The sequence below is a fragment of the Pseudomonas sp. FW305-70 genome, assembly GCF_058783925.1.
This window is the reverse complement of record NZ_JBYSYZ010000040.1, coordinates 15,139-29,749: the sequence shown is the minus strand read 5'-3', so window position 1 is coordinate 29,749 and position 14,611 is coordinate 15,139. Positions and strand designations below refer to the sequence as shown.

The 14,611-nt window shown below is 60.6% G+C and carries 14 protein-coding genes; 5 read left to right on the top strand and 9 right to left on the bottom strand.

What is annotated here, in order from left to right; all coding sequences use genetic code 11:
- Positions 1 to 285: 285 nt before the first annotated feature.
- The 3 genes from AC3WN7_RS23475 (at position 286) to AC3WN7_RS23465 (ending at position 2,920) form a co-directional block, all read left to right on the top strand.
- The gene (locus AC3WN7_RS23475) at positions 286 to 1,605 is read left to right on the top strand and encodes an MFS transporter (protein ID WP_007978480.1); all 1,320 of its coding nucleotides are present in this window, start codon (positions 286 to 288) and stop codon (positions 1,603 to 1,605) included.
- A gap of 223 nt (positions 1,606 to 1,828) precedes the next feature.
- The gene (locus AC3WN7_RS23470) at positions 1,829 to 2,020 is read left to right on the top strand and encodes a hypothetical protein (RefSeq protein WP_102675241.1); all 192 of its coding nucleotides are present in this window, start codon (positions 1,829 to 1,831) and stop codon (positions 2,018 to 2,020) included.
- A gap of 270 nt (positions 2,021 to 2,290) precedes the next feature.
- A complete protein-coding gene (locus tag AC3WN7_RS23465) occupies positions 2,291 to 2,920 on the top strand; it encodes a flavin reductase family protein (protein WP_102675242.1) in 630 nt (209 codons plus the stop codon).
- Here the strand turns inward: AC3WN7_RS23465 and AC3WN7_RS23460 are convergent, their stop codons facing one another.
- Positions 2,921 to 3,151, bottom strand: coding sequence for a hypothetical protein (locus AC3WN7_RS23460; RefSeq protein ID WP_015096640.1), 231 nt, complete (start codon positions 3,149 to 3,151; stop codon positions 2,921 to 2,923).
- Between the two features lie 41 nt (positions 3,152 to 3,192).
- Positions 3,193 to 3,546, bottom strand: coding sequence for a putative quinol monooxygenase (locus tag AC3WN7_RS23455; protein ID WP_095965425.1), 354 nt, complete (start codon positions 3,544 to 3,546; stop codon positions 3,193 to 3,195).
- A 338-nt stretch (positions 3,547 to 3,884) separates the two neighbouring features.
- Between AC3WN7_RS23455 and AC3WN7_RS23450 the strand changes: the two genes are divergently transcribed.
- Positions 3,885 to 4,814, top strand: a complete 930-nt coding sequence (locus AC3WN7_RS23450) for an AraC family transcriptional regulator (RefSeq protein WP_102675243.1) — start codon at positions 3,885 to 3,887, stop codon at positions 4,812 to 4,814.
- A 135-nt stretch (positions 4,815 to 4,949) separates the two neighbouring features.
- On the opposite strand, the gene AC3WN7_RS23445 is transcribed toward AC3WN7_RS23450, so the two are convergent.
- The 6 genes from AC3WN7_RS23445 to AC3WN7_RS23420 all read right to left on the bottom strand — a co-directional run bounded on the left by AC3WN7_RS23445 (position 4,950) and on the right by AC3WN7_RS23420 (position 12,457).
- On the bottom strand, positions 4,950 to 6,005 hold the full coding sequence (locus AC3WN7_RS23445; protein WP_102675244.1) for an ABC transporter ATP-binding protein: 1,056 nt from the start codon (positions 6,003 to 6,005) through the stop codon (positions 4,950 to 4,952).
- An 18-nt stretch (positions 6,006 to 6,023) separates the two neighbouring features.
- On the bottom strand, positions 6,024 to 6,872 hold the full coding sequence (locus AC3WN7_RS23440) for an ABC transporter permease (protein WP_102675245.1): 849 nt from the start codon (positions 6,870 to 6,872) through the stop codon (positions 6,024 to 6,026).
- Complete coding sequence (locus AC3WN7_RS23435; protein WP_046042160.1) at positions 6,869 to 7,777, bottom strand: ABC transporter permease; 909 nt, start codon at positions 7,775 to 7,777, stop codon at positions 6,869 to 6,871. Before AC3WN7_RS23435 ends, AC3WN7_RS23440 begins: the two co-directional genes overlap by 4 nt.
- A gap of 196 nt (positions 7,778 to 7,973) precedes the next feature.
- Entirely contained in the window at positions 7,974 to 9,077 is a 1,104-nt protein-coding gene (locus AC3WN7_RS23430; RefSeq protein ID WP_007978499.1) for an extracellular solute-binding protein, read from the bottom strand.
- 297 nt (positions 9,078 to 9,374) lie between these two features.
- Positions 9,375 to 10,823, bottom strand: a complete 1,449-nt coding sequence (locus AC3WN7_RS23425; protein ID WP_095965429.1) for an aldehyde dehydrogenase family protein — start codon at positions 10,821 to 10,823, stop codon at positions 9,375 to 9,377.
- Positions 10,820 to 12,457: a 5-guanidino-2-oxopentanoate decarboxylase gene (locus tag AC3WN7_RS23420; RefSeq protein ID WP_095965430.1), complete on the bottom strand. Its 1,638-nt coding sequence runs from the start codon at positions 12,455 to 12,457 to the stop codon at positions 10,820 to 10,822. The genes AC3WN7_RS23425 and AC3WN7_RS23420 overlap by 4 nt, the downstream gene beginning before the upstream one ends.
- 159 nt (positions 12,458 to 12,616) lie before the next feature.
- On the opposite strand from AC3WN7_RS23420, the gene AC3WN7_RS23415 reads away from it, so the two are divergent.
- Positions 12,617 to 13,492 carry a LysR substrate-binding domain-containing protein gene (locus tag AC3WN7_RS23415; RefSeq protein WP_095965431.1) on the top strand — a complete coding sequence of 292 codons (876 nt, stop codon included), beginning with the start codon at positions 12,617 to 12,619 and terminating at the stop codon, positions 13,490 to 13,492.
- A gap of 68 nt (positions 13,493 to 13,560) precedes the next feature.
- Here AC3WN7_RS23415 and AC3WN7_RS23410 read toward each other — a convergent pair whose 3' ends face one another.
- Positions 13,561 to 14,583 (bottom strand): alpha-xenorhabdolysin family binary toxin subunit B, encoded by a 1,023-nt coding sequence (locus AC3WN7_RS23410; RefSeq protein WP_102675247.1) that lies wholly within the window; start codon positions 14,581 to 14,583, stop codon positions 13,561 to 13,563.
- Positions 14,584 to 14,611: the final 28 nt, after the last annotated feature.

Genomic DNA, 14,611 nt, shown 5'->3' with positions numbered 1-14,611 from the left:
GAACTGGCCTCTTCGCGGGCAAGCCCGCTCCCACAGTGGATCTGTGTACGCCGAACATTGTGGGAGCGGGCTTGCTCGCGAAGAGGCCGGCAAAGGCAATATAAATACCCCTCCTGTTAAGCAAATTTCCGCTCATCACCCACCAAAAATAAGCGGATTTCCGCTCACCAAACCTTCTTCCCCCCTCTAAACCGGCCCTCTCACCCTTGGCACAGCTCCTGCTATAGCCCCTGCAGGCTGCGTTTAAACGCGCTCCACAAAAACAATTAAACGAAGGATCCTTCAATGGATAACTCCAACTCCCTGCCGCTTGGGTCGGCTGCCGTGCCGGCCAAAGAAAGAACCACGTCCAGCCGCATCAAATCGATCTTCAGCGGTTCGGTCGGCAACATGGTCGAGTGGTACGACTGGTACGTCTACGCCGCCTTCTCCCTGTACTTCGCCAAGACCTTCTTCCCCAAGGGCGACACCACCGCCCAACTGCTCAACACCGCCGCGATCTTCGCCGTGGGCTTCCTGATGCGTCCGATCGGTGGCTGGCTGATGGGGCTGTATGCCGACAAGGTCGGGCGCAAAAAAGCCCTGATGGCCTCGGTGTACCTGATGTGCTTCGGCTCGCTGCTGATCGCCCTGAGCCCGAGTTATGAAGTCATCGGCATCGGTGCGCCGATCCTGCTGGTGTTCGCGCGCTTGCTGCAAGGCCTGTCGGTGGGTGGCGAATACGGCACCTCCGCCACTTACCTCAGCGAAATGGCGACCAAGGAACGTCGCGGCTTCTACTCCAGCTTCCAGTACGTGACCCTGATCTCCGGCCAGCTCATCGCCCTGGCGGTGTTGATCGTGCTGCAACAACTGCTGACCACCGAAGAGCTGTACGCCTGGGGCTGGCGCATCCCGTTCGCCATCGGCGCGCTGTGTGCCGTGGTGGCGTTGTACCTGCGTCGCGGCATGGAAGAGACCGAGTCCTTCACCAAGAAGGAAAAAGCCAAGGAAAGCGCCATGCGCACCTTGATGCGTCACCCCAAGGAACTGATGACCGTGGTCGGCCTGACCATGGGCGGTACCCTGGCGTTCTACACCTACACCACGTACATGCAGAAATACCTGGTGAACACTGTCGGCATGAGCATTTCCGACTCCACCACCATTTCCGCCGCCACGCTGTTCCTGTTCATGTGCCTGCAACCGATCGTCGGCGGGCTGTCGGATAAAATCGGTCGCCGGCCGATCCTGATTGCCTTCGGCATCCTGGGAACCCTGTTCACCGTGCCGATCCTCACCACCCTGCACACCATCACGACCTGGTGGGGTGCGTTCTTCCTGATCATGGCGGCGCTGATCATCGTCAGCGGCTACACCTCGATCAACGCTGTGGTGAAAGCCGAACTGTTCCCGACCGAAATCCGCGCCCTGGGCGTGGGCCTGCCGTACGCACTGACCGTTTCGATCTTCGGCGGCACCGCTGAATACATCGCGCTGTGGTTCAAGAGCATCGGCATGGAGACGGGTTACTACTGGTACGTGACCGCCTGTATTGCCGTGTCGTTGCTGGTGTACATCACCATGAAAGACACCCGCAAACATTCGCGGATCGTCACCGACTGATCACCGACCGGCGCTCACCGCAACGGTGAGCGCCAGGCCCTTCGCGGACGGTTTCGCGAAGGGCACCATTCGTCTCCCCCTCCACCAGGATAATCATCGGTTAATGCACCGGCAGCAGCCTGCAGCTGAGTGCATCCAGATCGACAGGACGCACGTATATCCGTTACAGGCCTCGAAGGAGTGCCTGAACGCACCCATAGCGAACGTACCTGGAGTACCTGCCATGAAAACCCGATTGATCCTTGCCCTGACCCTTTCCGTGCTGGCTGCCAATGCCTTTGCTGCCGACGGTTACGACAAGACCGGTTCGGCCTCCTACGGCTCCGGCACCAGCGCGGCCATCGAACGCAACCACTCTGAAGCCTATGCCTCTGACGGTTTCGACAAAACCGGCAGCGCAGAAGCTATCGGCTGAATGTGGAGGGAAATTCACAGCCCGGCTTCGGCCGGGCTTAGTCTTTTTTGGAGGAACACAAAGCCTGGTAATCACATAAAACCTGTGGGAGCGGGCTTGCTCGCGAAGACGGCGGCAGATCCAACATCAATGTGACTGGCACACCGCTTTCGCGAGCAAGCCCGCTCCCACAGAGCGATCTAGTCATTCCAGGTACCGAATCCGACTGGAAATCTGCGGCGCGTGCTTGCACCATGCACGTCTCCCCGCCAGCTCTGGAAATTCCACCCAATGCCCGACGACATCCACTTCTACGAACCCGCCAACGGCCACGGCCTGCCCCACGATCCGTTCAACGCCATCGTCGGCCCGCGCCCTATCGGCTGGATCTCTTCTCAGGATGCCGAAGGCCGCTTGAACCTGGCGCCCTATAGCTTCTTCAACGCCTTCAACTACATTCCGCCGATCATTGGTTTTTCCAGCGTCGGACGCAAAGACAGCCTGAACAACATCGAACAGACCGGCGAGTTCGCCTGGAACCTGGCCACGCGGCCGCTGGCCGAGCAGATGAACCAGAGCAGCGCCATGGTCAGGCCTGAGGTCAACGAGTTCGAACTGGCCGGCCTGACGACCGTTGCCTCGAAAGTCATTCAGGTGCCACGGGTGGCCGAAAGTCCGGTGTCCTTCGAGTGCAAGGTCACGCAGATCATTCAGTTGCAGCGAGCGGACGGCAATGTGGTGCCGAGCTGGCTGGTTCTCGGCGAAGTGGTCGCCGTGCATATCGCCAAATGGCTGTTGAAGGATGGGGTATACGACACCGCCGCGGCAGAACCGATTCTGCGCGGCGGCGGGCCGGCGGATTATTTCCAGCTGGGGCCTGAGGCTTTGTTCAAGATGTACCGCCCGGGGGCGGTGAAGTGATCACCAGAGCAGGTCGGCGTCTTCTTTGACGTCCTTGAGGTGGGTCAGCTCTTTGGCCGCTGCCAGGTCGGCGTCATGGGCGGTCTTGAAGATCTGGCCTTCCAGCACTTTGTGAAAACGCGGAGCGCCGGAACCACCCAGCGCCTTGACGGCGATAGCGGCGTGGTAACCACCCTCGCCCGGTACTACAGCGGAAACAGCTTCGAAGTGATCAAAGGCTTTACGTGCCATGTCGCGCATCCTGGCTGATTGAGAATGCCGTCATTAAACCCTCAACCGGCCAGTTTGTGTACCTCCAGTGCGGACTGTCCCAGGGCCTGCGCCGCCGAGACATCCTTGAAGGTGTGGAAATCCAGACTGTTGACCACCAGTTCCTGCACCAGTTCGGCAAAAATCTCCATCGCCGGCGTGCTGAAGTACGCGGTCATGGCCTGTTGATCGCTCCAGAAACCGGACACCAGCCACAACTCCGGATCGCATTGCGAATGCTGCAAGCTAAAGCTCAGGCAGCCTGGCGCTGCGCGGGACGGTTCGATCAGGGCGCTGAGACGCACACCGAGTTCCGCAGAGCGCCCGGCGCGCGCTCGAACGAAGGCCATATGACTGACGGGGATTTGCGTGGACATGTTCAACCCTCCCGGGGAGTCGCGTGGCAGCCGGGGGACGGGCTGCGACAGGATCAAAGGTTAAGGGCCGCGACGCCTGTCTCGTTAGTCGATTCCTGCCGGTGCATTGCACAATCCTGCGAAACTGCACGACAAGCCTGTAACAAGCTGTAAAACCCTGTCACGGTTCTGCCATACGAGTTTCAAGCAAGTTCTTGCGGCACAAGGCTCTAGTGGCTACACCGCCGGTCGCCACCATGCAGAATCAGGCAAGCATCCGGCAGGATGTGTCTACCGCTGCCACTTGCACAAACATATGCTCTGCTCCATTCCCTCCATGCCTGCCGAGGATGCCGCGCATGTCGTCGCTCGATCACTTTCAAGCCCCGCTGGACACCGACATGGAAAAGCAGCGCGCGGAACTGGCGGCGATCATCCGCCGCAACACCGCCGAAGATGGCAGTTATGCCACGGCCATCGGCTCGCTGTTCATGTCCCGCCACAGCCAGTCCCACGAGTTTGCCCCGGTGCTTGCGCAACCGGCACTGTGCATCATGGCCCAGGGGCGCAAGGAAGTTCAGTTGGCCAACGAGTACTTCAATTACGACCCGTTGAACTACCTGGTGGTCTCGGTCTCGATGCCGCTCAGTGGACGGGTGGTGGATGTCTCGGCCGAGGAACCGATCCTGGCCCTGCGCCTGGACATCGATCCGGCGGAAATCACCGCGCTGATCGCTGACGCCGGCCCCCTCGGCGTGCCCACCCGGCCGACCGGGCGCGGGCTGTATGTCGAGCGGCTCGACACCGTCATGCTCGATGCTGTGCTGCGCCTGGCACGGCTACTGGACACGCCGAAAGACATTGCCATGCTCGCGCCGCTGATTCGCCGGGAGATCCTCTATCGACTGCTGCGCAGCAAACAAGGGCATCGGCTGTACGAAATCGCCATCGCCAACAGTCAGAGCCATCGCGTCAGCCAGGCGATCAAATGGCTCAATAGCCATTTCGAACAGCCGTTGCGCATCGATGATCTGGCGAAGGAAGTGAACCTGAGCGTGTCGACCCTGCATCACCGCTTCAAGGCGATGACGGCGATGAGTCCGTTGCAGTATCAGAAGCAGTTGCGCCTGCAGGAAGCGCGGCGGTTGATGCTGGCCGAAGGGCTGGAGGCTTCGGCGGCGGGGTATCGCGTCGGGTATGAAAGCCCTTCGCAGTTCAGTAGGGAGTACAGCCGGTTGTTCGGGGCGCCGCCGTTAAGGGATCTGGCGCGGTTGCGGTTGACGGTTTGATCCGGATCCAGTGGTGCGGCGGCTGACGCCTTCGCGGGCAAGCCCGCTCCCACACTGGATTTGTGAACGCCACAAGTCAAATGTGGGAGCGGGCTTGCCCGCGAAGAGGCCAGCTCAGGCGCTACAAGTTCTGGATCAGGCCCCAAGTACCCGGCAAGCCTCCGCCGGCAAGGTCACCGACACCGGGTGACCGACGCTCAGGCCAAAGCCCTGGCACGGCGTGCTCAGCGCGGTAAACGACACCCCGGAACACTCCACCGTGGTCTCGATGGTCGCGCCGATATCGCGCACGAAGGTCACCTTGCCCAGCAAGCGGTTGCCCGCCGTCGCCTGTGGCGCCGACAGTTGCAGGTCTTCCGGACGAATCAGCATCTTCACCTTTTCCCCTGCCGCAACGCTCGTGCAGATCGGCACTTGCAGCGCATCGCCACCCGGTAGGCTGACCTTGCCGTTGCCCAGCGCCGTGGCCGGGAAGATGTTGCCCGAACCGATGAAGTCCGCGACGAATTCGTTGGCCGGGTGCCGGTAGATTTCAATCGGCGTACCCACTTGCTGAACCCGGTGTTCACCCAGCACGACCACGATATCGGCCATGGTCATGGCCTCGCGCTGGTCGTGGGTCACCATGATGGTGGTGATGTTCAGGCGCTGTTGCAGTTGACGGATTTCCACCTGCATCGATTCACGCAGCTTGGCGTCCAGCGCCGACAACGGTTCGTCGAGCAGGAGGATTTTCGGGTGATTGGCAATCGCCCGGGCAATCGCCACGCGCTGGCGTTGTCCGCCGGAGAGCTTGGCCACCGGACGATCAATCATTTGCTGCAACTGGATCAGCTCCAGCAACTCCACCACCCGCGCCTGCTGGTCGGCCTTGCTGACTCCGCGCAGTTTCAGCGGATAGGCGATGTTCTCGCCCACGGTCATGTGCGGGAACAGCGCCAGGGACTGGAACACCATGCCGAAGTTGCGCAGGTGCGCCGGGGTGTGGCCGATGTCTTCACCGTCCAGGCGGATCTCGCCGCCGGTCAGGGTTTCAAGGCCGGCAATCATGCGCAGCAGCGTGGTTTTGCCACAGCCCGAAGGGCCGAGGAAACACACCAGTTTGCCCTCGGGCAAATGCAGGTTCACATCGGTTACCGCGCAGGCCGAGCCGTAATGTTTCTCGACGTTTTCCAGAATCAGACCAGACATTTGAAGTACCTCAAGAAATCAGAACGAAACGCCACCTTCACCAACCAGCTTCTCCAGCGCCCAGATCAGGACGAAGTCGATCAGCACGATCAGCACGGCAAACGAAAATACGGTGGGGTCGAGCGAAGACACGGTGCGGCTGTACATCCAGATCGGCACGGTCATCACATCGATGGTGTAGAGGAAGTAAGTCACGGTGAATTCGTTGAACGAGACGATGAACGCCAGCAGCATGCCCGCCAGGATCCCCGACTTCATCAACGGCACCACCACATCGACAATCGCCCGCAGCGGTGAAGCACCGAGCATCTGCGCGGCCTCCTCGACTTCGCTGCCGATGGAGAGCATCGCTGCCGTGCAGTTCTTCACCACGAACGGCAGTGCCAGGATCACGTGGGCAATCACCAGGCGCGAGGTGGTCATGTGGAACGGCAGGCTGTCGAACACCAGCAGCAATGCCAGCCCCAACACCACCATCGGGAACACCAGCGGCAACGACATCAGTTGCAAGGCCACGGCCTTGCCGCGGAACTCGCAACGGGTCAGCGCGTAGGCCGCCGGCACTGCGATGATCGTGGCGAAAATCATGGTCAGGCACGACACCAGCAGGCTGGTGCTCATGGCCTGGCCGAGGCTCAGGACGTCGCTGGCGTCCGGCGACACGAAGGTGTGCCAGGCGGCCTTGTACCATTGCAGGCTGTAGCTGCTCGGCGGGAAGTCGAGGTTCGACGCGCCGCTGAACGACATCACGATCATGGTCAGGATCGGCAGCACCGCCAACAGCAGGATGAAGCCCGAGAGGATGCCGGCGAGCTTGCCGGTCTCGCCAGGCAACAGCCCATAGCGCTTCTTGGTCAGGGTACTCATTGGGAAGCCTCCAGCATGCGGCGACGACGGCCAGTGATGTATTCGGACAGGGTCATGATCGCGAGTGTGGTGACGATCAGCACCACGCCGGCAGCGGATGCGGCAGGCCAGTTCATCAGCGGGGCGATCTGGTCATGCACCATCACCGCCAGCATCGGCACGCGGCGGCCACCGAGCAGCAAGGGCACCACGAAACTGCTGGCGTTGTAGGCGAACACCAGGGTCGCACCGGTAATGATCCCCGGCAGACTCATCGGCAACACCACCTGGCGGAACACCTGGAAGCGACTGGCGCCGAGGGTGGCAGCGGCTTCTTCGTAGCTGCGGGCGACGCCGCGCATGGCGCTGGCGATCGGCAACACGGCCAGCGGGAAGGCGGTTTGCACCAGGCCCATCAACACGCCGTTCTGGTTGTACAACAGCATGATCGGGCGCTTGATCAGGCCCAGGCCCATCAGGGTCTGGTTGAGCATGCCGCCTGGGCCGAGGATCACCAGCCAGCCGTAGCTTTGCAGTAGCAGGTTGACCAGCAACGGCAGCAACACCGCCGCCAGGAAGATCCGCCGCACGAACGGCGAGGTCAGGCGCGACATGGTGTAGGCCACCGGGATCGCCAGAATCACTGCGATCACCGCGCTGATCAGCGCCAGGCGCAGGGTCAGCATCAGGGATTTGAGGTAATAGGGTTCCAGCAACTGGGCGTAGCTGGCCAGGCTGAACCCGGACCATTCCGCGCCTTTGGTGCCCACGCTCATGCGCAGTACCAAGAGGCTGGCGGCAATCAGTACGCCAAGAAACAGCATCGACGGCGAGAGGAAAAGCCAGGCGCGCGTCGTTGGCGAAACACCCCGAGCGGCGCGCACGGGAGCGGCACTCACCGGATGGGTCAGAGGTTGGTGTTCCATAGCAAAGGGTCTCGTCAATGGAAAGCAGCTGACAAACACAAGACCTGAAAGCACAGCGTTTCTAATGTGGGAGCGGGCTTGCTCGCGAAGAGGCCGTGTCAGCCGACATCAATGTTGAATGTCACACCGCATTCGCGAGCAAGCCCGCTCCCACATTTGATTTGTGGCGCTTCAAGGGCTTGCGAGCGGCACTCGATCAGGAAGAAAAGATTTCCGTGTAACGACGAATCCATTGGTCATGCACAGTCGCAAGGAAGGCGTTGTCGTGCATGATCGCCTTCTCGGCAATCTGCTCCGGCGTGAGGATGTACGGGCTCTTGCGCGCTTCGGCGGAGATGATCGCCTTGGCGTTGACCGGGCCGTTGTAGATGTCTTCAGCCATCTTGCCCTGCACCAGTGGGTCCAGGGAGTGGTTGATGAAGGCATAGGCCATGTCGGTATCGCCCGGACGGTTCTTCGGCATCACCGAGAGCATCAGGTCGGTGTAGAAACCTTCCTTCATGCCAAAGGTCGCGCCCAGGCCGTAGTTCGGATCGCGGATCTGTTTCGGGAAGAACGCCGGTGCGTACAGGCCACCCATGTCCAGGGAACCGGTGCGGAACAGTTCGGCGATCTGGTTCGGGTTTTCACCCAGGGTCACCACACGATCTTTCAGCTCGGCGAGTTTCTTGAAGCCAGGTTCGATGTTGTGCTCGTCACCACCGGCCAGTTTGGCGGCGATGATGATCAGGTCCATGGCCTCGGTCCAGTTCGGCGGTGGCAGGAAGATGTTCGGCGCCGCGTCGGCATCCCACAAGGAGGCGTAGCTGGTCGGGGCTTCTTTCTGGGTGCGGGTGCTGTAGACCAGGCTGTTGCACCACAGCAGGTAACCGATACCGTGGCCATTGGCGCCGGTGCGGTATTTCTCCGGTACATCGACCAGGTTGGGAATGCGGTTGAGGTCAGGTTTTTCCAGCAGGTTGGCGGCAGCCAGACCTTCGGCGCCCACGCCTGCCAGGGTGATGATGTCGTACTGCGGACGATCACCGCCGGCCTTGAGTTTGGCGACCATTTCCGAGGTACTGCCGGTGCGGTCAGCGATGACCTTGCAGCCGTACTTGTCTTCGAACGTCGCGGCGATGTTGCGCAGTGCAGCCAGGCCGGTGTCATCGGACCAGGTGAGCAAACGCAGGGTCTTGCCGGCAAAGCGTGTGTCGCTGGCATTGGCCTTGATGAACGGCATGCTCATGGCTGCCGCTGCAACCGAGGCTACGCCCACGGTCTTGATGAATTGACGTCTGTTCAGATCATGCTCGCCCATTACGGACTCCCTTTGTTTTTGTAGGTATAAGGCAGGTCGAAACTGTTGCATCCGCGCGACCGGATCAGCGTTGGCCCCTCTATTTTCGGGGGGTTGGCTGAGCCAGCGAGTTCATCCTGAGGTTGTGTAAAACAGCTGACTATCGATAAAAACTCATTGAAGCCATGACGCCAGTGCATGCCTCATGTAGGAGCGAGCTTGCTCGCGATGGGTGCACTGGCGCCGCGTACATTCAGGCGCCCCACGTCATCGTTGACGTCCATCGCGAGCAAGCTCGCTCCTACACAGTGATCGGTGTCAGACGGCCCGGATCACGTGTTTGATTTCCTGGAAAGCCTGCAAGCCCCAGGGCCCCAATTCGCGGCCGATGCTGCTCTGCTTGTAGCCGCCCCAGGCGGTCTGCGGGAAGATCACCTGCGGTGCGTTGATCCACACAAGCCCCGCCTGCAAAGCATTGGCGACGCGGTCGGCGGTCTCGGCATTGCGCGTGACCACACTGGCGACCAGGCCGAACTGGCTGTCGTTGGCCAGGGCAATCGCCTCGGCTTCAGAGGCGAAACTGCGCACGCAGATCACCGGGCCGAAAATCTCTTCACACCACAACGCACTGTCGAGGGGCACTTCGGTGAAAACTGTCGGCTGCAAAAAATATCCGCGCGGCAGGTCCGCCGGGCGATTGCCACCGCAAACCAGTTTGGCGCCGGCGCTCAAACCACGATCGATGTGGCCCAATACGCGCTGGTATTGCGCCTGATTGACCAGCGCGCCCATTTCCACGTTGGGGTCGAACGGGTCGGCCACGCGAATCGCTTCGGCACGGGCCTTCACGCGGCTGAGGAATTCATCGGCCAGCTCATCGGCGACCAGCACGCGGCTGGTGGCGGAGCACATCTGCCCGGCGTTGAAGAAACCACCGCCGCAAGCCACTTCCACCGCCAGGTCGAGATCGGCATCGGCCAGCACCAGCAGCGATGATTTGCCGCCCAGTTCCAGGCTCACGCCTTTGACGGTTTCCGCCGCCCGCTGCATGACCTGCACGCCAACGGCGTTGCTGCCAGTGAAGGAAATTTTCGCGATACGCGGATCCGCCGACAATGGCGCGCCAACGGCCAGGCCGGTGCCACACACCAGATTGAACACGCCCGCCGGCAAGCCGGCTTCTGCGATGATCGTTGCCAGTTCCAGCTCTGGCAGCGGCGTGACTTCCGAAGGCTTGAGCACCACGCAGCAACCGGCGGCCAGGGCCGGGGCGAGTTTCCAGGCGGTGGTGACCATCGGGAAGTTCCACGGCACGATCAGGCCGACTACGCCGCACGGCTCGCGGCGCAAACGCGCACTGAAGTCGTCGCTCGGCAATTCGATGGCGCTGTCCTGTTTCGCGTCCAGCCCTTCAGCCAGACCGGCGTAGTACTCGAACGTGGCGATCACGTCATCGACGTCGATCGCGGCTTCGAATTGCGGCTTGCCGTTGTTGCTCGACTGCAAGTGCATCAGTTTTTCACGGTTGGCCTGCACGCCCGCGGCAATTTTGCGCAGGATGGCAGCGCGTTCGGCGCCGCTGGTTTTCGACCAGCCGGCGAACGCCTGGGTCGCCGCACTCACCGCTTGATCAACTGCACGCTCATCGCCGCCATTGACCGTGGTCAACAGGGCTTCGGTCGCCGGGTTGATCACGCGCAGGTGTTCATTGCCGGCCGACCATTGGCCGTTGATGTACAGGCCATCCAGGGTAGTCGGGAACGTCATTTCGACACCGCCTTCATCCACTCGGCCTGGTCGATTTCAATCAGGGTCGGGCCCTGGCGATCGTGGGCCACACGCAATGCGCCGCGCAATTGCTCGACACTGCTGACGGCTTCGGCCGCACAGCCCAAGGCCTTGGCTACACCGATGAAGTCCGGGGTGTAGATGTCCACGCCGACCGGCTCGATGGCACGGTTGACCATGTATTTCTTGATCTCTTCGTAACCCTGGTTATTCCACAGCAGCACGATGACCGGAGTGCGCGCTTCAACGGCGCTGGCCAGTTCCGGCAGGGTGAACTGCAGACCGCCGTCACCGATCAGGCACACCACTGGCGGGCGAGCACCGTCTTTAGCGCTGCCGCCGAGCCAGGCACCAATCGCCGCCGGCAAGGCGTAACCGAGGGTGCCGTAACCGGTGGACGAATTGAACCAGCGACGCGGACGCTCCGGGTTGAACGTCAGGTTGCCGGTGTATACCGGTTGGGTCGAATCACCGACGAACACCGCGTCCGGCAGCTCGTGCAGGACGGTTTCAAGGAAACGGGTCTGGGCCAGGGTCGGTGCGTCCCAGGTGGTGGCCAGGTCTTCACGCAGACGAGCGGCCCGTACCTGGCCCCAATCGTTGCCGCGTTCGGCCAGAGACTTGTGCGACAAGGCGCTGAGCAAGGCCTGGGCGGCGTTGCGCGAGTCGGCCACCAGCGCCACGTGCGGCGGGTAATTGCGCACGGTCTGGTCCGGGTCAATGTCCACGCGCAGCAACTTGCCAGGAATCTCGAAGCCACCGGCGAAGGTCACGTCGTAGTCGGTCTCGGCCAGTTCGGTGCCGATGGCCAGGACCACGTCGGCCTCGGCGACCAGCGCCCGGGTGGCGACCAGGCTCTGGGTCGACCCGATCAGCAACGGGTGGCCGGAGGCAAGCATGCCCTTGGCATTGATGGTCAGGGCGACCGGCGCGTCCAGCAACTCGGCCAGCGCAGTCAGCTCGGCCGCCGCGTCGATGGCACCGCCACCGGCGAGAATCAGCGGACGCTTGGCGTTGGCCAGCAATTCGGTCATGCGCGACACGGCACTCGGCGAAGCACCGGCGCGGTCGATGTTGACCGGCAGGCTGCTGAGCAGCTCGTCAGCGTCTTCGACCAACACGTCCAATGGAATTTCAATGTGCACCGGACGCGGACGGCCTGCCTGGAACAGCGCAAAGGCGCGAGCCAGCACAACCGGTAATTCCGACGCCGACATCAGGGTGTGGGAGAACGCCGCGACACCGGCGCACAGTGCGCCCTGGTTCGGCAGTTCATGCAGCTTGCCGCGACCGCCGCCCAACTGGCTGCGCGATTGCACGCTGGAGATCACCAGCATCGGGATCGAATCGGCGTAGGCCTGGCCCATGGCGGTGGTGATGTTGGTCATGCCAGGGCCGGTGATGATGAAGCACACGCCGGGTTTGCCGCTGGTGCGGGCGTAGCCGTCGGCCATGAAGCCGGCGCCCTGCTCATGGCGCGGCGTCACGTGGTTGATGCTCGAACGGGCCAGCCCGCGATACAGCTCCACGGTATGAACCCCCGGAATGCCGAACACCTGCTCGACTCCGTAGTTTTCGAGTAACTTGACCAATACTTCGCCGCACGTCGCCATGTCTTTGCCCTTTTTGTTCGTTTGAGACGCCGGGCATGCGCTGTGTTTATGATGGATTCGCAGGCCCGGGAATGGCCTCATTGGAACGGGCGACACGTAGCCGCAACAATGGATAAAAAGTCATACTAGCCATGTCCTCACGTCATACCTTGGATCCCAATGAAACGACTGCCTCCCCTGCCGGCGCTGCACACTTTTCTGATTACCGCGCAGTGCTGCAATTTCACCCGGGCCGCCGAACAACTGCACATCACCCAGGGCGCAGTCAGCCGCCAGATCGCCGGGCTGGAAGATCACCTGGGTTATGAGCTGTTCATTCGCCAGGCCCGAGGCCTGGACCTGACTGCCGAAGGACGGGAGTGGTTGCCCCGGGTGCAGCAGATTTTCGGCCTGATCGACGAGGCCGTGGAACAGATCGGCGAGAAGCGCGAAACCCTGCAACTCAAGGCACCGACCTGCGTCATGCGCTGGTTGCTGCCGCGCCTGCTGCAATGGCAAAGGGAACGCCCGGACGTGCCGGTGGAACTGACCACCACGGTCAAGCATGGCGTGGATTTTCATCTCGAACAGTTCGATGCGGCGGTGATGTACGGCGCACCGCCGGACCATTCATTGATGTCGCAAAAACTCTTCGATGAACAACTCACGCCGGTGTGCTCCAGACCGATGCTCGAAGGCCCCATGCCCCTGCAGACACCCGCCGATCTGCAACAACACCTGCTGCTGCACCCAACCCGCGATGAACGGGACTGGAAGGCCTGGTTGAAGGCCGCGGATGTGAATTTGACCAATGTGGGCAAGGGCCAGCATTTCGAAACACTGGACCTGGCGATGTCGATGGCGTCCCAGGGAACGGGGGTGGCGATTGGCGACTGGTCGCTGATCGGCGATGACCTGAGTGCCGGGCGGCTGGTCACGCCATTCGAATTGAAGGTGAAAACAGGTCTTGCGTATTACCTGGTGTTCCCGGAAAAACCCGGGCCTTCGCCCAAACTGCGCGAACTGATGGAGTGGTTGGTGGAACAGGCGCGATGAACCTTGGCGTTGGCCCATTCAATCGGACAGGCCATGCGCGAAGCATGGCCTTTTGCTGATATCACCACTCAGCTTTTTTTGATGGACTTCAAGTAATTCAAGAATACTTCAAAACGCTCGGCAGTGCCCTTCAATGTCGGCACATCTGCGATCGATTTGGGGTTGTTTACCCGGAGAAAATCCGAGTATGCCTCAGCGACCTTTGCGACTTGCTCCGACCAACTTGAAAGTACCGAATCCAATGCGCCCAGTTCATCCAACGCACCGAGCTTGCGCTGCAACTCGCATATTTGTAATTGATCCGACTTGATGCTGGCGTTCAGCTCGTTCATTCTCTCACGCACTGCGTCCCGCGCTTGGGCGAGGTCGGTGAATTGACGCCCCCGGTCGAGCGCTTCAAAGTTACCTTGAAGCTTGTTCAATACTAGCTTCAAGAATTCCTTATCCGGTTTCCCGGTGGCAACCAACTTTATTGCGGCCTCGATTTCTTCTGCACTTGGCAGCAGACTACTGACAATATCCCGCCAGCCCGGGGCCTTGAATTTCTGGATAGCGTCGTCGATAAACTGCTTATCCTTCTTTAACGTCTCCAGGTCGCCCTCGTCAGCCCCGATGCGCTGTTCAATAGCGTTCACTTCACTATCAAAGGTACGACGTAAACTAATGGTCGACTCGGCAAAACGGGTCGCAACAAAATCTTCGGTTACCCGAACTAAATATTTATTGGCAACCACTAATGCGATCTGAGACTCAGCAACCCGTGCGACCCCATGCTCCAGCATCCGACTAACGTGCTCATCTTTCTGCAAGGCAGTCAATGCAATATTGCTATTCAGTTCCTCAATACTTGCCAACGTTTCTTCCAAGCCAGAGTTGGCCAATAACGCAGCAACCTTCTTGACATCATCAAACAACTGCTGATGTGCATCATTCAGCTCACTACTGACACTCAATAATTTCTCACGTGACGAGGGCAAAAAATCAAATCCGCCGTCACTCACACTCATATTCAATCGATCCTTGGCACGTCTCATTGCGCCGGTATCGGGCACCACATAATGATTACTTGTAATAGTTTCATGGTCTTTCATAGCAGAGTTCCTCCTTGAACCATAGTAT